General features: G+C 35.0%; 25 protein-coding genes. 20 read left to right on the forward strand and 5 right to left on the reverse strand.

Annotation, left to right across the window (positions count from 1 at the left end; all coding sequences use genetic code 11):
* The first annotated feature begins 270 nt into the window (after positions 1-270).
* The gene (locus tag ACIPKN_RS23930) at positions 271-822 is read left to right on the forward strand and encodes a DUF6773 family protein (protein WP_400940996.1); all 552 of its coding nucleotides are present in this window, start codon (positions 271-273) and stop codon (positions 820-822) included.
* On the forward strand, positions 788-982 hold the full coding sequence (locus ACIPKN_RS23935) for a helix-turn-helix transcriptional regulator (RefSeq protein WP_248718819.1): 195 nt from the start codon (positions 788-790) through the stop codon (positions 980-982). Before ACIPKN_RS23930 ends, ACIPKN_RS23935 begins: the two co-directional genes overlap by 35 nt.
* A 146-nt stretch (positions 983-1,128) precedes the next feature.
* Here ACIPKN_RS23935 and ACIPKN_RS23940 read toward each other — a convergent pair whose 3' ends face one another.
* The gene (locus ACIPKN_RS23940; RefSeq protein WP_400940999.1) at positions 1,129-1,722 is read right to left on the reverse strand and encodes a YdeI/OmpD-associated family protein; all 594 of its coding nucleotides are present in this window, start codon (positions 1,720-1,722) and stop codon (positions 1,129-1,131) included.
* Positions 1,723-2,437: 715 nt separating this feature from the next.
* On the opposite strand from ACIPKN_RS23940, the gene ACIPKN_RS23945 reads away from it, so the two are divergent.
* The 3 genes from ACIPKN_RS23945 (at position 2,438) to ACIPKN_RS23955 (ending at position 4,478) form a co-directional block, all read left to right on the forward strand.
* Positions 2,438-3,187: a hypothetical protein gene (locus tag ACIPKN_RS23945; RefSeq protein ID WP_400941001.1), complete on the forward strand. Its 750-nt coding sequence runs from the start codon at positions 2,438-2,440 to the stop codon at positions 3,185-3,187.
* A 350-nt stretch (positions 3,188-3,537) separates the two neighbouring features.
* Entirely contained in the window at positions 3,538-4,059 is a 522-nt protein-coding gene (locus tag ACIPKN_RS23950; RefSeq protein ID WP_400941004.1) for a hypothetical protein, read from the forward strand.
* A 242-nt stretch (positions 4,060-4,301) separates the two neighbouring features.
* Positions 4,302-4,478: a hypothetical protein gene (locus ACIPKN_RS23955; protein ID WP_400941007.1), complete on the forward strand. Its 177-nt coding sequence runs from the start codon at positions 4,302-4,304 to the stop codon at positions 4,476-4,478.
* A gap of 447 nt (positions 4,479-4,925) precedes the next feature.
* Here ACIPKN_RS23955 and fumC read toward each other — a convergent pair whose 3' ends face one another.
* Together fumC and ACIPKN_RS23965 are read right to left on the reverse strand one after the other, a co-directional pair.
* Positions 4,926-6,317 (reverse strand): class II fumarate hydratase, encoded by a 1,392-nt coding sequence (fumC, locus tag ACIPKN_RS23960; RefSeq protein ID WP_400941009.1) that lies wholly within the window; start codon positions 6,315-6,317, stop codon positions 4,926-4,928.
* Between the two features lie 364 nt (positions 6,318-6,681).
* Complete coding sequence (locus ACIPKN_RS23965; protein WP_370083458.1) at positions 6,682-6,897, reverse strand: hypothetical protein; 216 nt, start codon at positions 6,895-6,897, stop codon at positions 6,682-6,684.
* A 339-nt stretch (positions 6,898-7,236) separates the two neighbouring features.
* Between ACIPKN_RS23965 and ACIPKN_RS23970 the strand changes: the two genes are divergently transcribed.
* The 3 genes from ACIPKN_RS23970 (at position 7,237) to ACIPKN_RS23980 (ending at position 10,915) form a co-directional block, all read left to right on the forward strand.
* Complete coding sequence (locus ACIPKN_RS23970; protein ID WP_400941011.1) at positions 7,237-8,259, forward strand: trypsin-like serine peptidase; 1,023 nt, start codon at positions 7,237-7,239, stop codon at positions 8,257-8,259.
* Between the two features lie 704 nt (positions 8,260-8,963).
* The gene (locus ACIPKN_RS23975) at positions 8,964-9,695 is read left to right on the forward strand and encodes an AAA family ATPase (RefSeq protein ID WP_400941014.1); all 732 of its coding nucleotides are present in this window, start codon (positions 8,964-8,966) and stop codon (positions 9,693-9,695) included.
* A complete protein-coding gene (locus ACIPKN_RS23980) occupies positions 9,692-10,915 on the forward strand; it encodes a GNAT family N-acetyltransferase (protein ID WP_400941016.1) in 1,224 nt (407 codons plus the stop codon). Before ACIPKN_RS23975 ends, ACIPKN_RS23980 begins: the two co-directional genes overlap by 4 nt.
* Before the next feature lie 251 nt (positions 10,916-11,166).
* Here ACIPKN_RS23980 and pdxR read toward each other — a convergent pair whose 3' ends face one another.
* A complete protein-coding gene (gene pdxR / locus ACIPKN_RS23985; RefSeq protein WP_400941018.1) occupies positions 11,167-12,555 on the reverse strand; it encodes a MocR-like pyridoxine biosynthesis transcription factor PdxR in 1,389 nt (462 codons plus the stop codon).
* Between the two features lie 112 nt (positions 12,556-12,667).
* Here pdxR and ACIPKN_RS23990 point away from each other — a divergent pair, with 112 nt between their 5' ends.
* From ACIPKN_RS23990 to ACIPKN_RS24025, 8 genes are all read left to right on the forward strand, one after another.
* The gene (locus ACIPKN_RS23990) at positions 12,668-13,108 is read left to right on the forward strand and encodes a GNAT family N-acetyltransferase (protein WP_400941020.1); all 441 of its coding nucleotides are present in this window, start codon (positions 12,668-12,670) and stop codon (positions 13,106-13,108) included.
* A 15-nt stretch (positions 13,109-13,123) separates the two neighbouring features.
* A complete protein-coding gene (locus tag ACIPKN_RS23995) occupies positions 13,124-13,552 on the forward strand; it encodes a GNAT family N-acetyltransferase (RefSeq protein ID WP_142507778.1) in 429 nt (142 codons plus the stop codon).
* A gap of 60 nt (positions 13,553-13,612) precedes the next feature.
* A complete protein-coding gene (locus ACIPKN_RS24000) occupies positions 13,613-13,960 on the forward strand; it encodes a hypothetical protein (protein WP_400941022.1) in 348 nt (115 codons plus the stop codon).
* 807 nt (positions 13,961-14,767) lie between these two features.
* The gene (locus tag ACIPKN_RS24005) at positions 14,768-15,055 is read left to right on the forward strand and encodes a CPBP family intramembrane glutamic endopeptidase (protein ID WP_400941025.1); all 288 of its coding nucleotides are present in this window, start codon (positions 14,768-14,770) and stop codon (positions 15,053-15,055) included.
* Between the two features lie 340 nt (positions 15,056-15,395).
* Entirely contained in the window at positions 15,396-15,581 is a 186-nt protein-coding gene (locus ACIPKN_RS24010) for a helix-hairpin-helix domain-containing protein (protein ID WP_400941027.1), read from the forward strand.
* Positions 15,582-15,749: 168 nt separating this feature from the next.
* Positions 15,750-16,373, forward strand: coding sequence for a hypothetical protein (locus tag ACIPKN_RS24015; RefSeq protein WP_400941030.1), 624 nt, complete (start codon positions 15,750-15,752; stop codon positions 16,371-16,373).
* 122 nt (positions 16,374-16,495) lie between these two features.
* A complete protein-coding gene (locus ACIPKN_RS24020) occupies positions 16,496-17,014 on the forward strand; it encodes an RNA polymerase sigma factor (RefSeq protein WP_142507774.1) in 519 nt (172 codons plus the stop codon).
* Positions 16,980-17,846: a hypothetical protein gene (locus ACIPKN_RS24025; protein WP_400941032.1), complete on the forward strand. Its 867-nt coding sequence runs from the start codon at positions 16,980-16,982 to the stop codon at positions 17,844-17,846. Before ACIPKN_RS24020 ends, ACIPKN_RS24025 begins: the two co-directional genes overlap by 35 nt.
* 104 nt (positions 17,847-17,950) lie before the next feature.
* On the opposite strand, the gene ACIPKN_RS24030 is transcribed toward ACIPKN_RS24025, so the two are convergent.
* A complete protein-coding gene (locus ACIPKN_RS24030; RefSeq protein WP_142507772.1) occupies positions 17,951-18,448 on the reverse strand; it encodes a DUF1648 domain-containing protein in 498 nt (165 codons plus the stop codon).
* A gap of 91 nt (positions 18,449-18,539) precedes the next feature.
* On the opposite strand from ACIPKN_RS24030, the gene ACIPKN_RS24035 reads away from it, so the two are divergent.
* The 4 genes from ACIPKN_RS24035 to ACIPKN_RS24050 all read left to right on the forward strand — a co-directional run bounded on the left by ACIPKN_RS24035 (position 18,540) and on the right by ACIPKN_RS24050 (position 21,926).
* A complete protein-coding gene (locus ACIPKN_RS24035; protein ID WP_400941035.1) occupies positions 18,540-19,280 on the forward strand; it encodes a sulfite exporter TauE/SafE family protein in 741 nt (246 codons plus the stop codon).
* A gap of 195 nt (positions 19,281-19,475) precedes the next feature.
* A complete protein-coding gene (locus tag ACIPKN_RS24040) occupies positions 19,476-20,411 on the forward strand; it encodes a PD-(D/E)XK nuclease family protein (RefSeq protein WP_400941037.1) in 936 nt (311 codons plus the stop codon).
* A 261-nt stretch (positions 20,412-20,672) separates the two neighbouring features.
* Positions 20,673-21,440 carry a hypothetical protein gene (locus ACIPKN_RS24045; protein WP_400941039.1) on the forward strand — a complete coding sequence of 256 codons (768 nt, stop codon included), beginning with the start codon at positions 20,673-20,675 and terminating at the stop codon, positions 21,438-21,440.
* A gap of 258 nt (positions 21,441-21,698) precedes the next feature.
* Positions 21,699-21,926, forward strand: coding sequence for a hypothetical protein (locus tag ACIPKN_RS24050; RefSeq protein ID WP_400941041.1), 228 nt, complete (start codon positions 21,699-21,701; stop codon positions 21,924-21,926).
* Positions 21,927-22,068: the final 142 nt, after the last annotated feature.

Genomic DNA, 22,068 nt, shown 5'->3' on the forward strand with positions numbered 1-22,068 from the left:
ATAAGGCGCTTCCTGTTCAAAATCGAACAAGAAGTGCCTTATTTTTATCTGAGAAAGGTTCGCTTTTATGAAAACGTAAGTTTTTCAGTGCCCTCCCATAAATGAGTGGTTTTTTTGTTCTGTCTTTTGTAAAACCAACGTCTGGGAGACGCACGCATAAAGGGTATCATTTTATTAATGAAAAATATAATTAACTTAATGCAATATATATATTGCAAAAAGACAAATATTCTGTATAATTAAAATCATAAAATAAAGGGGGAAATATGGATGTTTTGGAAAAGTAAACACGTCGATGAACGAATTAAAAATCAGCAAAATAAAATTTACAAGGAGATTTTTTTCATTGTCATTGTAATATGTTTAATATCGATCCTAATAAAATTTATAACAGAGGGAGTGTCCTCAGAAAATGTATTTACAGAACGGTTGATTATATTATTCTCAGCTGTTTATTATTGTGGCAGAGCAGCCTATCTCGGCATATTTACTGATGAAGTAGAGATTCACGATAGTACAAGTAAGTTTAAATTAAGTACTAAATTTATTATTTTCGGTGTTGCTATTGGTATGATTATTGCAATTATTATGGGTGTTAACAGTGCATTCAACTACGCAGAAAGTACACCACAAGCAATATATTTTTTCTTTTTGGTATTTTTTGTATCACTGTTATTGTATGCATCATGTATTGCCGGAATTTTACTCTTATTTTATGGGCTTGCTAAAAAGAAAAGTGATCGAGTTATTCAAAGAATGTTAGAAGATGAAGATAGTGGTGATCAATGTGAAAAACATACGCTTAAAAATGGCTCGAATTGAACATGATTTATCACAAGGTGAATTGGCTGATAAAGTGGGGGTTACTAGGCAAACAATCGGTTTAATTGAATTAGGTAAATACAACCCGACTTTGAATTTATGTATCGCGATATGTAAAACGTTAAATAAAACCCTAGATGAATTGTTCTGGGAGGAGTAAAAATGTCGTTATGTTATCGAAGAGGCTATCTACTAAACAGATAGTCTTTTTTCTTTGAATCTCTATTAAAGCCGAAATAAAAAAGATCGAAGCCATTTGCTTCGACCTTTTTTATAACAGAGTTATTTATTTTCCCATTTAATAAACTAATCATTTAATCCTTTACCATCAAGGATGTGTTGCGTGTATTTTTCAATTCTCGACACGCGAGTTTTGGATTGTTTAGGTTGAGAGAAATGTAGAATGTATGCTCTTTGTCGTCCTGGCGTCAATTTTTCAAAAGCCGTTTTTAAGGTAGGCATTTCATTGAATTTATGGTGAAGTTCTTCAGGAATTATGTATTCCTTATGCTCTTTCATGGGCACTTCTAAACCTGCTTTTTCAACTTCGATGGCTTCAAGAATATAATCTTTTATAATCGTTTCCATGCCAACTATTTCTTGAACGTTGGTGAAACGAATTTGGCGCGCCGCCTGTACATTTTCAGTTTGTTGAATTAATATCCCATTGGCATCCTTTAATAAAGCTCCTTTGTGAAAGAGAAGGGCACAATAATCTTTAAATCCATGTATTAACACGATGTTTTTTTTCTCAAGTGTGTAACAAGGATGCATCCATTTAAATTCTTCAGTCAATTCACAAGCAAGAACGATATTTCTTAACGCCGAATATTCTTCCTGCCACTTTTTAGCTTTACCTAAAAATTCATCAACCTTTGGATTCATTTTGCTAATTGTCATCAACGAACACTCCTCTACAATTTTTAATCAGCTTTATTCTCTAATCGATTTATAATAAAACATTAACTAGTGTCATGTCTAGTTAAAAATAGGGGACTAATATCGCTCATTTACAAAAAGAATAGTGATGAGTTGAAAAAGCGTTTGATACATGTAGGTTCAATCTTTTTTGTATATTTTTATTCGTAGAACATTATATTTTTGGTAAAATATTAATTAATCACCAAAGTTTGTGGACGACTTTTGTTAAAACGTCTCCTATATAAATAGTTGACCTTCGTTTCGACTGACTTCTCGGGGATCAGCAATAGAGGAACGAAGGCTAAAAGCATCACATCCTGTGATAACGCCTTCGTGACCAACATCGTGTTGGCCCGAGACCCTGCAGCGCAGCGGATGTTTTCTGTGCGAAAGCGTAGTGTTAACGTAGCGGCAGCACCAAATGTATTCTGTAGCGAAAGCGAAGCGTCAGCTACAAATGTTTTGACTGTGCGAAAGCGTAGCGACAGCAACACCAAAAGCGGTTCATCGGACGCCCCCAGGAAGCTTTGCTCTGTGCGAAAGCGTAGTGCTAACGTAGCGGCAGCAACAAAGCGCCCAGTCGGAACGAAAATCAACCACATGTTTTGGTAATGATCCAAAATATTAGAATATATTGGTATATAATGCTTATTGGAGTGTGTTATTTAAAATAAAGCTAAGTAGGAGGAGAATTATGAAAAAATTTTTTATTGTGTTACTAGTAGCATTTGTATTTGCAGTAGTACATCCCTCAAAATCGGAAGCGAAAGTGATGTATGATGGAGCAGAGGTTGTAAAAGACCAAACCGGAAAAATGACCTTTAAAAAAGACATCAAGGTGTACAAGAAAAATCCAAATGGTACGTTTGATTCGTTAGTGGTCAAGCGAAATAATTTCTTTAGAACGTATGATATTGAAAAATATGATGGCAAAACATTTTACCAGATGGGGCAATATCGGGTACAAGCAACGGAGTTGGTAGTTTTCAAGGAAGTACCAATTAAAATTCGTTCATCTTTCTATAACAACCCAACTTATATCTTTATTAATCGTGATAGTAATACCGCAACTTACGGAATGTGGTTCAATGAAAAAACCAACCCGGGTTTTTCTTTTACAAATAATGGACAAATAATTTCTTATTGCGGTCCGAATGATGTTAGTTCTAAAGAGTGTATACAGTATCCTGGTACAGACCTTAAAATCTCTGAGTCGAAAAGAAGCGAAATAGGCGTGCATTTTGAGCTAACAAAAGATACAGATTTTAAACTCGATCCAATTAAAGGATCTGCAACGATAAGTACATTGAAAAAGGGAAGTATTTTATTTTCAGAAGGTCTTGAAATTAATGGTTATCTAAATGTAACTTGGAAAAAAGGTGACAACAACGAGTCCACACATTGGATTCCAGTGAATTTATTAAAACCAGTTGGAGATAAGTAATTAGGAATTTACAAAGCTCTCTTGAACAGTGCTCCATCTAGTTTTTATGTTAAATGTAAATGTACCCTCTAAGAAAGACTTTTTTAGTGTCTATCTTAGAGGGTACTTTTATAGTGCTTCATTTAGCCGTATTTGTAGGGTATAAAGTAGGGCTATTTAAAGAATAAGTCGCTAAGTCATTATCTATGGAGGACAAGTATGAGAGAACCTCCAGTACCGTTTTAAAACTGGCTAAGTGAGACCAAATATAGAAAATTGGCTAGAATTTCAAATAGAAAAGTTATCCAAATCGATATAGTGTGATTTATTATTAATTTAAAGGAATGGTAGGAAGAAAGGAATGAAGATTATTGATCTTTAAAGAAATTCAAGATTTGCTTGATGATCTCAATTCGTTTGCCAGACAGATTGCAAATGTAAGATTATCAAATTTATTATTTGATGGATATGAATTTAGAGATGAATATGTAATGCAAGTAGATTTAATATTTGCGGAAAAAAGTCAATTTGATAATATTCAAGAGGCATTTTCTGCAATATTTAAAAAAGAACTGTTCGATGGAGAGGAATGGGATATCAATGATGAACCAAATCCTTCTGATGAACAATGGATAACAATGCTTGAAAAATGGGTTAATACTTATTACCCCAAAGAAAATATTTGTATTGAATCAATGAATACAGATGATTTTTTAGGTAGATTTAAAAATGAGTTATCTTATCTTAATGCGCCAGAATCAATTATTAAAAAGCTTTTAACTAGATTGAATCATATTGAAATTATTCAAGTAAAAAAAGGACATGTGTATGATTACATATTTGGACAATCTGAAAGTCATTACTTCTTGTTTGAATGGGGAATATATGATTAGTATGTTGACCGCACGACGCATTTATAAAAAATGTTTGGAAGAAGAAGAAAAACGTAAAGAAATGGTATCTCAACAAAATGCGAATAAAGAAAAGTTATAAAATAATCACTTACTACGGCAGGTGTTTTTTTATTTTGGATGACTAAATACGGTGAACATAAACTAGTATTAATTTTATTGTAAAAAAGAAGGGAATCCTTTCCTTTTGTCGAATTGAAGTAGATGGAAAAAGGAGAGGTTTTATGCAAAGGAATCAGCTTAAACAGAGAATATTAAGAGAATCATCTGAATTTATTTCATATTTGAAAGAACTAATTTGCGAGAATAGATTTGACGATGGTGAAGTGATAGAAATATCGTTGCTTGTCATAAAAAATGGACCTGAAAGTTTATCGGAAAAACAATGGTATGTTTTTTAGAATGGTATTTTACGTGATAAGTATGTAGATAAATGCGAAAGATGTTCTGAACATATTCCTTGGTCAAATATGAACAGTGCTATATTTATAAATAAAGATTATCTTTGTGCTAACTGTAGTTATTTTGAAAATAAAGTTACCTTCCACAATTATCTGTGAAGGGTTATCTAATGTACCTAGAAATGCACTGTGTCAAACAGTGCTATTTTTTGTAAGTAAACTTTTCTTATAATGGACCAACAAAAAAAGATTGAAGCATTAGCCCCAATCTAGGTTTTTAGTCATTCATACAAACATGCCCACCAAAGTGTTTTTAATTAGCCCCATTAAGCCTCAAAAACATGCAGTAATATATATACTAACTGCTAAGTACATAATGGAGCTATTATATAAAAACGTTGATATATCAATGTTTTGAAGGTGCTATGTGATTAACTTGCACGCCTGTTATTTAACATTTGGATAAATCATCGTTGCAGGGTCCACATATTCATCGAACTGTTCCTCTGTTAGTAAACCAGATGCAATCGCTGCTTCTTTTAATGTTGTGCCATTTTTATGGGCTTTCTTCGCAATTTTTGCCGCATTTTCATAACCGATATAAGGGTTTAATGCAGTTACGAGCATTAGTGAATTTTGTAAATTATGGTTAAGTACTTCTTTATTTGGCTCGATACCGACAGCGCAATGATCATTAAATGATTTCATTGTGTCTGCTAGTAGACGAGTTGATTGTAAAAAATTATAGATAATGACTGGTTTGAAGACATTTAGCTCAAAATTACCTTGGGAAGCGGCAAAGGCAATTGTTGCATCATTACCAACAACTTGTGTAACAACCATGGTCATCGCTTCACTTTGAGTTGGATTTACTTTACCAGGCATAATAGATGAGCCTGGCTCGTTTTCTGGAATCGTAATTTCACCAATACCAGAACGAGGACCACTCGCTAACCAGCGAACATCATTGGCAATTTTCATTAAGTCAGCCGCAAGAGCCTTTAATGCGCCATGTGCGACAACAGCTTCATCATGACTCGTCAGTGCATGGAATTTATTTGCAGCTGAAGTAAAATGTTTTCCTGTTAATTGACTAATTTCCGCTGCTACACGCTCACCAAATTCGGGATGTGCGTTAATACCCGTACCAACTGCTGTTCCACCAATCGCTAATTCCTTCATATATTCAATATTTTGGACAATCATTTGCTCAGATTTAGCAAGCATTGCTACCCAGCCACTAATTTCTTGACCTAAAGTTAAAGGTGTAGCGTCTTGTAAATGTGTACGACCAATTTTAATAATATCTTTAAATTTTTCTGCTTTGTCATCAAGTGTATCTTTTAGTAAGCGTAGTCGCGGTAGTAAATAATCTTCAACTTTTAACACTGCAGCAATATGCAAAGCCGTTGGGAAGGTATCGTTTGAGCTTTGAGATTTATTGACATCATCGTTTGGATGGATGCGTTCAGCCTCTCCAACATTTTGTAAAAGTTGATTTGCACGGTGAGCAATTACCTCATTGACGTTCATATTTGACTGTGTACCACTACCAGTTTGCCAAACTACAAGAGGGAATTGATCGTCCCATTGACCCTTTAAAATTTCGTCTGCTGCTTGCACAATCGCATTTGCTTTTATATCTGAAAGCTTACCTAATTTATTATTGGCCATCGCAGCACTTTTCTTTAAAATGGCCATTGCTTGAACTAGCTCAATAGGCATTTGTTCTGTTCCGATTTGGAAATTCTCTTTACTGCGCTGCGTTTGAGCACCCCAAATTTTATCTGCAGGTACTTTAATTTCACCCATAGTGTCTTTTTCAATACGATAATCCATGAAAACAGCTCCTTTATTTATGTAAATCTCTCCAATTAATTAAACATCCGTCGGAGAATTAAACTTCTTAACATCTGCTGAAAGAAGTTAAAAAAAAGATATTCTTAGTCTGATGTAAGAATATCTGTTTGATACATGCTTATTTCAAAAAAATAGGGGGATTCTGAACTAAGCATTTCGGAGTAAGAAATAATCTATTGATAATGATAATTGTTATCAATTAAAAAGTCAAATGCTTTTCTTGAAGACATTTTATCGTTGAGAATAATTCGCAGTGGATTTTTCTCTTATAGTTCGATTCCCGCTTTTTTAAAGTTAAAACGCTATCATTAAATGATAGCGTCGGAAGGTGAATAGGGAAGAGCTATCTCTTTTTCTTGCCAATTTCTTTTAACGGTTGTTTTTTAGGTATTTTTTCAAAAATGATACTTACTTGATAGTTGTTGTCGTCTATTTGAACAATCTGAACAACTTTAGCTTTACGTCCTTTAATTTTAATGTTCTCTTCGACAGTAGGTAAATTTACGAGCAGCTGACTTAAAACGGACGTCTTGTTTTCATAGAAATGAGTTACAAACATAATCCTTCTCCTTATAAATGTTTTATTGAACCTAGAAAAAAACCTTCCTTTATTATTGCTTGTATGTAATGTAAAAGAGATAGGGTTTATGAGGATAATGAGCAAGGGGAAGGTTTTACTCAATGTATGATAAGAGCTTTAAATCTAGAACATTTTTAATTAGGGGTAGATCATAGAGAAAAGACTGTAATCCTAAAGATTGAAATGGATAAAACGATCACTAAATTTTTAATCATATTCAGAATTATTTATATTTTGCCAATTTTTAATATTTTATCTTTATTTTTCCTTTCAATTCTATTAAACTATAAATAGACTTAAACCAAAGGGAGGAATAACATGAAAAAAATTACTATTAGGTTGTTCTTTATGCTTATCTTTTTATTAGTGCCAATGAATGTTTTTGCAGATGAGTCTTTAGGTGAATTTTCATTTGATCCAAGTAAAATGTCACATCCTTATGACATGGTAAACTCGAAAGGTGAAATCATTAAATATGAGGAGTTTAATGTTAGCAATTCGCCATTAATTAATGAAATACCAAGTGTTCAAGGTTCGGGGGAAATTTCGCCCATCCAGATTGATTCAATAATGGAAGGTCACTCGTTTATCGATATTACACCACCACCAGTTGTTATTAATGATTCTACTGCTAGAGGACCATTACAAATATCACCACGCATTGTCATCGGTGACGATAGTAGAAAAAAAGTAGAGAATACTAAAGAATTGCCATATAGTGCAATTACGTATATTGAAATAAATTGGCCTGATGGAAAAGGTGGTTCTTGTACAGGTTCTTTAGTTGGCAAAAATAAAGTTTTAACAAATGGACATTGTGTAATAAACCCAGAAACAAAAGAAACTATAACTAGTGCAAAGGTTTACCCTGGCGTAAGTAATAGTGTTGGATTATTTGGTTCTTATAAAGTTAATGATTATTATGTAGCTGCTAATTGGGCTTCAACTGGTTCGAGCTCTGAAGACTTCGCTATTCTTGTTTTGGATGTATCAAAAGACAATAAACAGGCGGGAGATGTTGCAGGAACTCTTGGAATTAAACAGGTGAATAATCTTCTTAATCAAAATATCGGTATTTATGGTTATCCGGGAGATTTAATGCAGGCGAGTGGTGAAATTTCTCAATTTGGTACGAGAGGAAATATTACTAGAGAAGATGCATCTGTAGCCTTTTATACAATTGATACCGCACCAGGACAATCGGGTTCAGCATTAATAAACACTGATAATCAAATTATAGGCGTTCATAGAGGTTCATTTGTTATTAATGGGAACCCGATGAATGGAGGACCTAAGATGAACTCTTATATGTTTAATTTTATTTCCAAAGCTTTAGAGTAAAACTACTAATAATGTAGACAAACTGAGAATTTCGGTTTGTCTATTTTTTTTTGACGCTAAAAAATAAGAGTTGACTGAATTGGGCATCCCAAACCATAAGGTGGTATATTTATTTGGGAAATTGATGTGGACAATCTTCAACGGTCATTATCTCAGCTTTTTCAAGGAATAACCCTTCTGTCACCTGTTTTACATCATGGGATAGAAAAATGGGGGGGAATAAAGATTCAAAAACAAAATATACGGAATCTAAGGGAAGCTATTTTCGGAATTAACAGATTATGTTATAGGCACTTTTATTGCAAGTACTAAATTAATATTAGCTGTAGCGGGAAAAATAGCAGTTCAAAATGGGAGTGAGTCTGATTATGCTATTTCATTATTTTTTGTAAATCGCTATATTATGGCATAATTTTATTATTTTTTATTGCAACTTTCGACATATTTTTTATTTATTTCTCGGGAAATATTTCATAGATATTTGTAGTTACAACTGTGTTTTTGATGCTCATAATATAGTTTTTGTACCTAGGGATTAGGTATTGTTATAGGTCAAGTTCAATGATGAGTTTATGATTTGTACTAATGTTTTGATTTTTCTGCCTTTGTTTTTTTATGATCATTGATTTCCTTTGAAGCGATGCGTGGCTTATGTTTGGAAAAAAGCGTAGGCACGTTATAATAGTAGTAAGGGAGGAAACGAAATGTATTTAAAGTCATGTAAGGTATTACAGGGGGAAATAGCAGTGAAAGATCAATATCCCTTTAATATACCAAGTTTGCAGGATTTACAGGAGCTAGAGTTTCCTACGAACGTTACCTTCTTTGTAGGGGAAAATGGCTCTGGGAAATCAACCCTATTGGAGGCTATAGCTGATCGCTGTGATTTTAATACAGCGGGGGGCGGCCGTCAAAATTTATATGAAGTACATAAAGCGGAATCTGCACTTGGAGAATTCATCCGTTTATCCTGGTGGCCAAAGGTTTCAAATGGCTTTTTTCTACGTTCTGAAACGTTTTATCAATTTGCGAGTCATATTGATTTGTTAGATGGTCATCCAAATAAGTATACCGCTTTTGGGGGGAAGTCGTTACATCATCAATCACATGGTGAGTCCTTTTTATCACTATTTATGCATCGCTTCAAAGGCAAGGCAATTTATTTATTGGATGAGCCAGAAGCGGCGTTGTCACCAACGAGACAGCTAAGCCTACTCAAAATTATCAAAAATTTAGAGCATGAGGCACAATTTATTATCGCCACACATTCACCTATTTTACTTGGCTATCCAAATGCTACAATCTATAGTTTTGATAATGGGGAGATTGAAGCTATTCGTTATGAGGATACTATACATTACATTGTTACGAAGCGTTTTTTAAATGCACCGGAAACCATTTTTTCAGAGTTATTTGATGAGGAGAGAGGATCATGAATCAACGTAAAGGCTTAGTTATGCGAGAAATTCGATTAGATGAAATGGCACAGTTTATAGATTTGCTTAATTATGTTTTTCAAATGTCCATGTCCATTCATAAGGATCGTCGCTTTGTGAATGCCAAAAGTAAGCAATTTAATGAAGGACATGCGATTGGTTGGTTCGATGGCTCACATCTAGTATCTCAAATTTTATGCCTACCTTTTGAGGTAAACGTTCATGGTAGGATTTATGAAATGGGAGGCATCACTGCTGTCGGAACGTACCCTGAATATTCTGGGCATGGTTTGATGGAGAGCCTTATTATTGAGAGCCTAGAGCGGTTGCGAAACGAAGGACAATGTATCTCCTATTTATTTCCATATTCTATCCCTTATTACCGAAAAAGGGGTTGGGAAATTATGAGTGATATTGTGGAATTTCAAATCAAAGATACGCAGCTTCCTCGTTATGGAGGCCTAAATGGAAAAATCCGTCGTGTCGATCCGAAACATGAAGACGTTGTGACTATTTATGCGTATTATTCAAAGAAAACGCACGGTGTCATGGTTCGTAATAGTATCGCTTGGAATGAAAAGTTTCAGGAAGATTTTTGGGAAGAAAAATTTATCGATAGTGATGTGAACCTTCAGGCAGCAGTTTATTATGATGAGGATGATATACCACAGGGTTATATGTTTTATCGTATTATGGAGGAAAATTTTTATATCGATGAAATTGTCTATTTGCAGGAAGAAGCGCGTAAAGGTTTATGGAATTTTGTCTCAGCACATAACTCAATGATTTACAACGTCTATGGTAAAACAACTGGCAATGAAGCCGTTGCCTTTCTGTTAGAGGATAGTGAAATTATTCAAAAGGTATCCCCTTATTTTATGGCACGAATTGTTGACGTAAAAGAATTTCTGTTACGCTACCCATTCACGGGAAATGATTTTCAGCTTAGACTAGCTGTTAGTGATCGCATTGTGGCATGGAATAATGGCACATTTGTTATAACGAAGCACGACGGAAAAGTTGCAGTTGAAAAGGTAAGTGAGACACAGTCAGAAAATGCTATTCAGCTAACGGTTCAAACACTTGCCACGATGTTACTAGGCTATAAACGACCGAGCTATTTAGAAAAAATCGAGCGTTTACAAGGCAATGCCATTGAAATTGCACTACTAGAGACGGTACTACCAGTAGGCATTCCAACGTTTATTGATTATTTTTAAAAAAATTTTGGGGGATTTGTGCAGAGGCAATCTGTGCAAACTCCTTTTTTATAGGTTCAAAAGAAAACCAATCGGGTCAACGCAAAAACTGCTCAGCTCCAAGAGAAAACTGCAATCAGATCACCCAAAGACGCAATATCGGAAAAGTGGAACATACATTTTCTGGAGCGACTATGTTGAATGTGCTGATGAAACATATGATGATCGAGATAAAGAGGGGCCATAACCCTAACCCTTGCAGTTATGGCGTATTATTCCGTAATCCAAGCTTTTCTTAGCAGTTGTACACCGAGAATGATGTCCTCCATTTTTAATTTACTAAAGCCTAATTGTATAATGGGTATAGAACTTGGCTGTTGTAGGAAATATGGGCTGGTAGGGTAGACCTTGACTCCGTATTGTTGTGCATTTTGAATGAGCTGCTCTTCTGAATATTGAGTTTGCACCTTAACTAATATATAAAGTCCAGATTGTTCTCCAAGTATCGTAATTTTTTCTCCGAACTGTTTGTTAAGCTCCTCTACAAGAGCATTTATTTTATATTTATAGGTGATACGCATTCTTTTAATATGCCGTGTCCATTCACCTTGTTCCATGAATTTCCCCATTGTTAATTGATGTAAGGACGAGGCGTTATGTTCAAAATGAGCAAAGCGTTCTTTATATGGCTGTACAAGTGATTTCGGTAGCACCATATAGCTTAAACGAATAGCTGGTAAAAATGATTTTGAAAATGTCCCCATATAAATCACACGTGACTTGTCGAGTGAGGCGAGAGCAGGAAATGGCTGTTGCGTATAACGAAATTCACTATCATAATCATCCTCAAGTATATAACCATCAACTTTTTTAGCCCACTGAATTAAAGCTTGACGCTGCTGAATGATCATGGAAACGCCGTATGGAAAATGATGAGAAGGTGTGACATAGAGTAAGCGCGAATGTAAATGCTTTAAATGCTCAAGCTTTGCACCTTTTTCCGACACAGGTAAAGTTTCTATCTGAAAGTCATGCAGCTTGAACGCTTCTCGTGCACCGTTGTAGCCAGGGTCTTCTAAAATAACACTTGGGAAATCTTGCTTTAATAGAAAGCCTAGATAAATTAACATTTGTTGCGTGCTACTACCGATAATAATGTCCTCTTCATTTACATGTACGCCACGAGCTTGAAGCAAATAATGTACAAGCTGTTCCTTTAGAAGTGGCTCACCGAAAGGGTCGCCATATTCATAGCACTTTTGTAAAGGTAACACTTGATTAGCCATTTGCCGCCATATTTTTAAAGGAAAATGTTGTTGATCGACAGCTCCAGCCCGAAAGTCAATGATGACATCTCCACTGTTAGTTTTAATTTCTTGACTAAGGCTAGGCCATTCCTCCTCCTGAAGAAAAACTTTTTCAAATTCATTCACGAAATATCCCTTTCGTCTTTCACCACGTATGTATCCTTCCGCTACGAGCTGCTCATAGGCAGTTAAAGTTGTATTCCGACTAACATGTAAAGTTTCGGCTAGCCTTCGAATAGAAGGAAGCGAATCATTCGTTGTTAATCTCCGTTGTTCGATTAACCATTTGATTTGTTGATAAATTTGTTTATATTTTGCCTCTTCATCTGTAAATAAGAAAATAAAATCCTCCATAAAGTCCCTCCTTGACATGTTGGAATGTGGAAAACTGTTTCTTTTTAAATGTCAGTTAGTTTTTTATCATAATACAAGAATTACATATTAAAAGAAATGGGGAGAAACGATTATGGAGATTTGTACAGTTACCTTTGCAAATGTTGGAGACGTCGTGCCATTATTTAATGCCTATCGAGAATTTTATGGTCAACCATCAGATTTAGAACAGGCTGAGCAGTTTCTGATGGAGCGTTTAAATAAGGAGGAGTCGGTAATTTTTTTAGCTTATTTGGATGCGCAGCCAGTTGGTTTTGTCCAGCTATATCCTATTTTTTCATCTGTTGCAATGAAACAGGCGTATATTTTAAACGATTTATTTGTGGCAGAGTATGCTAGGAAACAAGGTGTAGCACAAGGCCTAATTGAACAGTGTTATTCATACTGTTTACAGAAAGATGCGCGTTATATAGCTTTAGAAACAGCGACAGACAACGTTCGTGCTCAAAAATTATATGAGAAGCTCGGGATGAAAATAGACGATAGAGTATTTCATTATATTAAATATTGGTAAGAGGAGTTTCGAATAATGACTATAGCAATCAAAAAATTAACAACGCAGCAGGAGTGGATGGAAGCATATTACGTTATGGTGCAGCTTCGTACGGAATTAACAGTAGAAAAATACCTCCAATTATTAAAAGAAATGACCCAAGATGGCTATTTGTTATTTGCTTTATACGAAAATAAGAACATTGTGGCTGTCGCCGGATTAAGTTGGAGAGTCAACTTTTACAGTGAACGCCATATTTTTGTCTATGATTTAGTGACGGATGAGGAGTATCGTTCATTAGGTTATGGAGAAATATTATTGCACTATCTTCACAAATGGGGCAAAGAAAATGGCGCGCACTATATTGCTTTAGAGTCTGGTATTCAAAGGACTAGTGCGCATCGTTTTTATGAAGATCGATTAGGATATGAAAAATGGTGCTTTTCTTTTCGAAAAGCATTGTGATCAAAGGAATATGATTTTTTTAAACCTCACACACTAGTGAAAACATGAAGGAGGTTTAACATGAAAGCACCATTCAAAAAAATATTTCTCACGAGCCTACTTATAATGAGCTTTAAACCAATTTGTTATGCAAATAATGTAATTCAACAACATGCAAATGGTGAAGATGGACAGCTTGTTTACCATGTGAAATACGATTATGATGCTATTTGTAAGGTGCTTGGGATAGCGCAAGACGTGTATGATCAATACTGGAAAGAAGGTCTTTCTATTGTCGATATGGCAAAAAAGGAAGGGATAGAGCGTCAAGAGATTGAAAGTTATTTTATCACATTCCACTATCAAGAAATGCAAAAATGGCGCAAGAAGGGTGCAATGAATGAGTCATTATTTTCATTTAGTTTATGAATTAAAAGATGAAATTACAGAATTTATTGAGCGAAATCCAAATAAAGAGTGAAAGCGACTAGAGTTTTTCTAGTCGCTTTTTAAATGTTTATTTACTGAATAACATTTAATATTTATTTATAATGGATAATTATTTAACGATTATCATTAAAAAAATATCTTGATTTCAACTCTGCTGTTTAATATGCTTAACATGAAGAAAGACGCAATATAGAGTACCTACGAAGTTTCCACATTAAGCGGCGGAAAAGCAGGAGTTAGCGGCGAAGTTTCCACATCAAGCGGCGGAAAAGCAAGAGTTAGCGGCGAAGTTTCCATATTAAGCGGCGGAAAAGCAGGAGTTAGCGGCGCAATTCAAACATTAAGCGGCGAAAAAGCAGGTGTTACCGGCGAACTTCAAACATCAACTAGCGATTTCCGGAAAACAGCTTACCATCACTTGTCATTCTTCATGTAAAACATTTTGAACAGGGGGGAAAATTATGGTTTTGGAAAGTGTACTAAGCGCAATTTTTCAAGTCATATTATTTTCAGTTATACCGTTTATTTGGTGGTTTTTCTCAGCAAGAAAGGAACAATCATTTTTGATGGATCGGCCTCAAAAAGCTTGTCATTGAAAATAAAGGGATATATTTTGTATGGTTTTTATTCATCATTGTTTTATTAACCTTACCACTCACTTTAATTACTTATCTTTACCTAGACAGTTCAATTTTAGCGTCCAATCGTTTTACAGGACTTGGTTTTTCAGCACTCATACCAGTCTTTTTCTATGCTATTGTACAAACTGGATTTTCAGAGGAGCTATTGTTCCGAGGCTTTTTACTGAAAAGATTCATGCATAGGTTTGGTTTTCAAATAGGAAATATCGTACAAAGTTTACTATTTGGCATTTTACATGGATTGATGATGTTTTCTTTTATTCCTTTTGGAGTCGTCGTATTAGTTGTTATGTCAGCCGCGTTTGCAGGTTATTTATTGGGGTGGATCAATGAGAGAAAATCTAATGGCTCCATCTTAACAAGCTGGGGCATACATGGCATTAGTAATCTGATTGCCTCTTTCGGCAATGTTCAATGTGCTCTAAAGACCTAGCTTATTTGCATTTCATCATGTTCGATTGCATAATAAAGCAGAGAGGTGATTAAAGTACAGTTCATCGAGCAGGTAGTAAAAGGTTGCTTGATTGTAATTAACTTCTTCAGCAGCTGAAAGAAGGTAAAGTCTCCGGCGGAAGTCACGGAATCGGAAAGGAAGTTCTTTGTGCAATCACAAAGCGGATTCAGGACGTGATTATCACCGCAATATACCGTTATAATAATATAGCATTTACGACTTTTTTGTTAATTATCATGTCGTCTCACTTGCTATACTATTATTAGGTATTATAGGAAAAGCGTTATTCAATAGACGAAAAAAGAAGGGACGAGCATAGATGACGGAATGGCCAAAGGGAGTAGCGAAACCTGCTATACGTGCATTGAATGCAGCAGGCTATACAAAATTAGAGCAATTGGAAAAGGTTGATTTATCAGCGTTAAAAAATTTACATGGGATGGGACCGAAAGCGCTAGCGGCCATTGAAACAGCATTGAATGAAAGTAGGAAGCACAGTGAATAAACTGACGTTATTTTTACTGTTAATGGTAGTCTATTATATTTTGGTTGTTTTCGTGATTAGCAAGTTATTTATTATTCCTCTCATGAAGTTTATGGCGCTTGTATTCTTCCTTGGAGCTGGCTTTATTTTTTCTCGAAAAATGCGGAGGAAACTACAGTAGGAGGAATTATGAGAATTACAAAACTAGTCATATTTTATTTGTTCATATTTATTTTAACAATAGTACTATCACTAGCAGGAGTGCACCTATCCATAACAATCTGCATTATTGCCCTTACTGTGATTGCAATGCTTTATAGACATATACATATTTTATTTAGGACAAATAATATGAAGATGGTAGATAAATTAGTAAAAGATCGTAAAAATGATCCGTTTTTTGCCTATCCTTACACTCTTGCTTATGGGACAAGGGAAGAGCAGTTTCACTCATTAGAAACAGCCATCGTAAAATATAAGCAGCCAGCAATGAAGTATAACTGTAAATTTCTGATGGCGATCATGAAAGAGAATTTAGAGGAAGCAAAGGATGCGGCCGATAAAATAAAAAAAGAGCCATTAACTAGCTATGCAAAATGTTATATCGCTGCACTTGAAGGACGAACAACTGACATGCGCAGCGATCAGCTTACAAAGCCGTGGATGCAACCAGCAATTGAAGCGGTTTATGCATACAAAACGAAGAATGAAACAGCCTTTCATCATCATGCCCAGGAAAGCATTGAAATGGCTCGTGGTGTACAAAAGTATGTGTTAATACATGCATTTGAAAATATGAAAACGGATCTTTAAAAAATTTAGGCTACTTGATACTATATGGTGTCAGGTAGCCTATTTTTTAACTTAGTAAATTTACACTTAAACATACAAATCTTGTTTCCTCATTCGTCTAATAAAGTAAGAGAGGTGAGAAGATGGAGTTTGATGAGCTTTATGAACAATATTTTCAATGCATTTATCAATTTATTTACTATATGGTCTCGGATCCAGGTTTAGCGGAGGACTTAACGCAGGAAACCTTTATCCGTGTTTATAAAGGACAGTTTAGAAATGAGGCTTCTATGGGCACTTATATAAGGAGAATTGCACGAAACCTTGTCTATGATACATATAGAAAAAAAGCACTTATTAAATGGTTGCCATTTCAAAGAGAACATGAAAAACGGGAGACACAATATGTACCGCATGATTGGATCATGCAGTCTGAGGAGCGTCGACTGTTATATGAAGCAATCCAATTATTAAAGCCTGAATATCGAGAGGTTCTTATTTACAGAAAAATTGAAGAGTTGAATTTAGCCGAAACTAGTGAAATTTTAGGGTGGTCTACAGTGAAAATAGCGAATACACAGAGAAATGCTATGAAGGCTTTAGAGAAGATACTTGGAGGTGATGAATTTGGATTTAAACAAACGACTGAAGGATCTCAATAAATTACCAGAAGATCAGGCTGTAAAGGCCCGTATTTATGAACACATTCACCATAAGAAAAGAAATGGCTTAACTTTATGGAAGGAAAGTTTTTTACTACTAACGATTGCCATGATTGCTCTATTTTTAATTTTTATCCCACAAAATTCATCACCACCTCAAACTGCTGATCAATCCATCCAAGCAATTTATAAGCATTTCGGAGGAAAAGGAGGGAAATTCTTTGCGCGAAGTTCGAGTTTGTATATTTCTATAAAGAAGGTTGAAGATACAATAGTTTATAGCTTTTTTGAAGACTTAACACAGTATGTCGAAAAGGCAGATGGAAAGTTAGGTAACCATATTGCAGATGTAGTAGTTGTTAAAGATCATCGGGAAGAGCGCTATCAGATTTCAGATACAGGCATGCTAAATGTTGATTCGGGCCAATTTTTTGTTGGGAATTCTGACATGTATGATGAAGTATTTCAAACATTATACTCTGTAGAATCAATACCATGGATATTTATCCTGCCACTTATTGTGGTAGTTGTAAATATATTCTCTATGTACTATTATAAACGTCATAATCTAGAAGGATCGAAACCGAAACCATCTAAGCGTATATGGTGGCTGTTAGTACTTGTACTTGCGATGCTTTCAAGCGTTTTTGCTTGGGCAACATGGGTCGGTCCATTGTATAAACCATTAATGATTATGTTTGCGTTTTTATATGGTTTCATTATTTGGCATAATCTAAAGCGAGAGGTACAGACATATTCCATATATAAAGTAGAAACAATAAAAATTAGTATTATTAGTGCAACACTTGTTTTAATTATTATGCTTTATTAATTGATTTAATAATAAAACCACCTATACCTTTTGCATAAGAGACAATTGCAAAGGTATAGGTGGTTTTAATTTCCCATCAACACAGTATCGGAGTGAGGTACGCTTTATTCCTTCTTACTCAATAAAATCCCACGAACGGCTCCTATTATAAATATAGTACATAGTACAAATAGAAATAAATAAGCATGCCACTGCTGTAAAATGCGATTATGGCCTAAAGCCACTGTTAAGTCATTGAAAAGTGAATATGTAAAGTACAGTAGTATACTATTTTTGATGAGACAGAAAATAATGATCCCATTTTGTCGCTCTGTATGAGATAAGGTAGGCTTATTTTTACGTGGGATAGGATAAGCGGCTCTAATCTCTAAGTATTGTAAAAGTAAAAATAGCATGAAGGCAATAAAGGGTAAATAAAAAATAGCGATTTTCGGACCAAATTGCGCATGTTCACTTGTAAAGCTCTGCAAAACGGGTATAGTTGCGGGGAGCTTACTGTATTGGATAAGCGTTGCCGTAATGCCAGCTAAAAAAATGGTCGCGACAATAAGCGTTAGTGGCTTACAAAAACGCGGTGTAAGTGTTTTTTGTTGTTCAAGCATTCGTTCACCTCGTAGTTTATCTTAAAAAGTAGCAGTCTGTTATACTGTATCATATGAATACCATCATGTGTGTCATAGAAAGAAGGATGAGATGGAATACTTGTTGTTTTTACTAATAGGCATCACAGGCAACGTCATTGGAACATTAGTTGGAGGCGGAGGGTTAATTACATTACCAACTATGATGTTAATGGGGGTACCGGTCCATTCAGCGATTGGTGCGAATAAGGTTTCAAATATGGTCAGCGCCTTTTCAAGCTTCTACACGATTTATAAAAGAAAAGAATTGTCATGGTCAGAAATGCGTTCAGTACTACTTGTTTCCCTAGTAGGTGGTACCCTTGGAGGTCTGTTTGCATCGTTTATGAGCAGTCAAACATTGACGTTCATCGCGATTGTTTTATTAGGTTTTGCCCTTATTATGTCCTTTATAGGTGGGGCTGAATTTGGAGAAAAAGAAAGCTTTACAATGAATCGTAAAAACGGTCCAATACTTCTTGGTGTTGGTTTTTATGATGGGATGTTCGGTCCTGGGAGCAGTACGCTGGCACTTTATACATATGCTCATGAGAAAATCTCTTATATGAAAGCTGTAGGTCTGTCACGTGTAGGTGTTTTTGCGATGTGCTCTGGAGCCGCAATTACGTATATTGCCACAGGTAAAATTGATTGGCCATTGACTATCGTGTTAATGGTTGGTTCTGTCATTGGTGCGCAAATAGGAATTATCCTTGCAAGAAAGGTTAAGGCAAGTCAAGTAAAGCTATTACTACGTATTGTAACCATTGTGCTAATAGTACAACTCTTATATGATTTTATCTTCATTCAATAGAAGACACATCTACGTATGAAGGTGATGAGATAAATGGAGATGTGATTCCTTTTCAGCGGATATCCAAACATTTACTGAATGAAGGTAAAGCCTCCGGCGGATGTCACGGATTGTTTATCTGCGCGAAAGCGAAGCGGCAGCGGCAATTACGCCAAGTCGAAATTGATAAAATACACATATAGGGAGGCGATATCCATGTTTGAAATCTCACCTTTTCCATCTTTTTCGTGGTCACTGTCACGTCATAAAACGTTAACAAGCTGTGCGCGAAAATATGGCTATGAATATTATTTTTCTCATAATGGCTGGCTAAGTTACAATGTGGAGCCGTATCATCAACATGTCTATCGCTTAAAAAAGCTGCAATCCATGCCGATTTTATTTGGGCAAATCGTCCATCACTTAATAGAGCAATCGATCAATGATTATTTGCAAACCGGCAAGGCCCCAACTGTTGCTGAGCTAGTAAATCGTGCACGTGGCCAGCTTAATGCCGCTTTTATCGATTCTACACGCCATGTAGATTTATGGAGACATAAGCCGAATAAATTTTATATGATGCAGGAAATTTATTACGATGGGCAGTTAAATCCTGAACTTGTACAAGACTATAAGGAGCGAATGACCGCAGTCTTTGACAACTTTCTTAACAGTGATACTTTCCAGCAAATTACCGCTCAAAAAGGCTCCCTAAGAATTGGTGAGCCTGAACAATTTCGTTCCATGAAAATAGAGGGGATACAAGTTTTCGTCGTAATGGATTTTCATTATTACGATGAAATAGCAGACAAGTGGATTATTATCGACTGGAAAACAGGCGGAGAATCTGATGATGATCGCCAGCAATTAGCGCTCTACGCATACTATATTCAACAGAAATATCGTGTATCTCTTGACCAGATTGATGTTTATAATGAATATTTATTGACGGGTAAACGAAAAAAATATGCCTTTACAGCATTTGATATGGACAATATTTTACATACGTTTCAGCGAAGTGTATTAGAAATGAAAAAATATCAGGCAGATATTTTCTCCAATGAGCCCGTGGACTTTGAGGAATTTGAACAAACCCTTGAAAAATGGCACTGTAAAGGGTGTAATTTTAAAGAATTATGTGCGCAGAATTGAGTAGAAGATGGAGCGAGTGATCAAAAAGTGACCAACTAAATGAATACATCAAAATAGTCACTAGTTTTATTTATATCTTTACTAGTTAAATGTCTTTAAATGTAAACCGTCATTTTTATATCAGAGTACTAGAGATAAGAAATTATTTTGAAGCAAAACACTCTAATTTTGTTAAAACATTTCCATCATCACGTTTTTATTGTTAGTATATTATACTAAGAAATTGTGTTTTCTATAATAAAGCTGAGTAGGGGGAGAATAATGAAAAAATTATTTCTTGTGTTACTAGCAGCATTTGTATTAGCTGTAGTAAACCCAGCAAAATCAGAAGCAAAAGTGATGTATGACGGAGTAGAAGTTGTAAAAGGGCAAACAGGAAAAATGACCTTTAAAAAAGACATCAAGGTGTACAAGAAAAATCCAGATGGTACGTTTGATTCGTTAGTGGTAAAGCGAAATAACTTCTTTAGAACGTATGATATTGAAAAATATGATGGCAAAACATTTTACCAGATGGGGCAATATCGGGTACAAGCAACGGATTTGGTAGTTTTCAAAGAAGTGCCAATAAAAATACGTTCATCTTTCTATAACAATCCAACTTATATTTATATTAATCGTGACCAAATTGGATATTTTAAGAATTACGGACAAAATTTTAATAAAGATGAAGGTATCAATTATCAACCAGTCAAGATTTCTTTCTTAAATGACGAGCAATTCCTTTCTTATTGTTTTCAGGATGAGTATGGAGAAACATGTATAAAATATCAAGGGACAGATATTAAAATAGCAGACACGATACAAAGAGAAGAAGGCGTGCGTTATGAGTTAACAGCGGATACGCGAGCGCAACTTAGTCCAATAGAGGGATACGTTCGAGCTGATGATAACAGAATGTATTTAAAGGGAAGCACTTTTTCATCGCTAGGTATTGAAATTAATGGTTATCTATATGTAAGGAATGAATCGGATTCGTTAGTTAGCTATTTTCCAATAAAATTATTAAAGCCAGTTGGAGATAAGTGATAGACTAGGAATTATATAAAGCCTTCTTAATAAGTATTTGTTAAGAGGGCTATTTTTTATGGTTAGTTGATATGCGAACAGGATGTTTGATGATGACTTGGGCTTAGCTGGAACTTTGAGGATTTTGAGCAATGTATGCAGAGTTGAGCAGAAATGAAAAAGATAGAATGTCATACCTAACTAGGTGTTGCTTTTTATTATGTTTCATAATTTTTGTACTTACAACCCATTATATAAGTAGATGGGAGGTGTTGATTTATGGAGTATGAATATAAAGTAAAGTTTTACTTTGACGAAGGCCGTGAAGAAGAATATAAAATCAAAAATAATATTGAACAAGAAACATTTACGGAAGAACTTTCTAATGGTTTTAATGAGAAGTCTTGGTATTCATTTACTGAAACAGAACATTATAAAACGATTTTAATCAGTACTAAAGAAGTTTTCCAAGTAGTAGTAGAAAAAAATGTTTTAGAATTTGATTAATCAAAAGTATGAAGTGACATCTAACTTGGTGTGGCCTATTAGCATTAAAAAAGGCTGTTTTCTATAAGTGTTGCTGTTATAAAATAAAGACAGGATAAATCTACAAATTCTTGTAGAATTAATGCTGTCTTTATTTGGTTTT

The organism is Lysinibacillus sp. NPDC086135, from assembly GCF_044746345.1.
Taxonomy (GTDB): Bacteria; Bacillota; Bacilli; order Bacillales_A; family Planococcaceae; genus Lysinibacillus.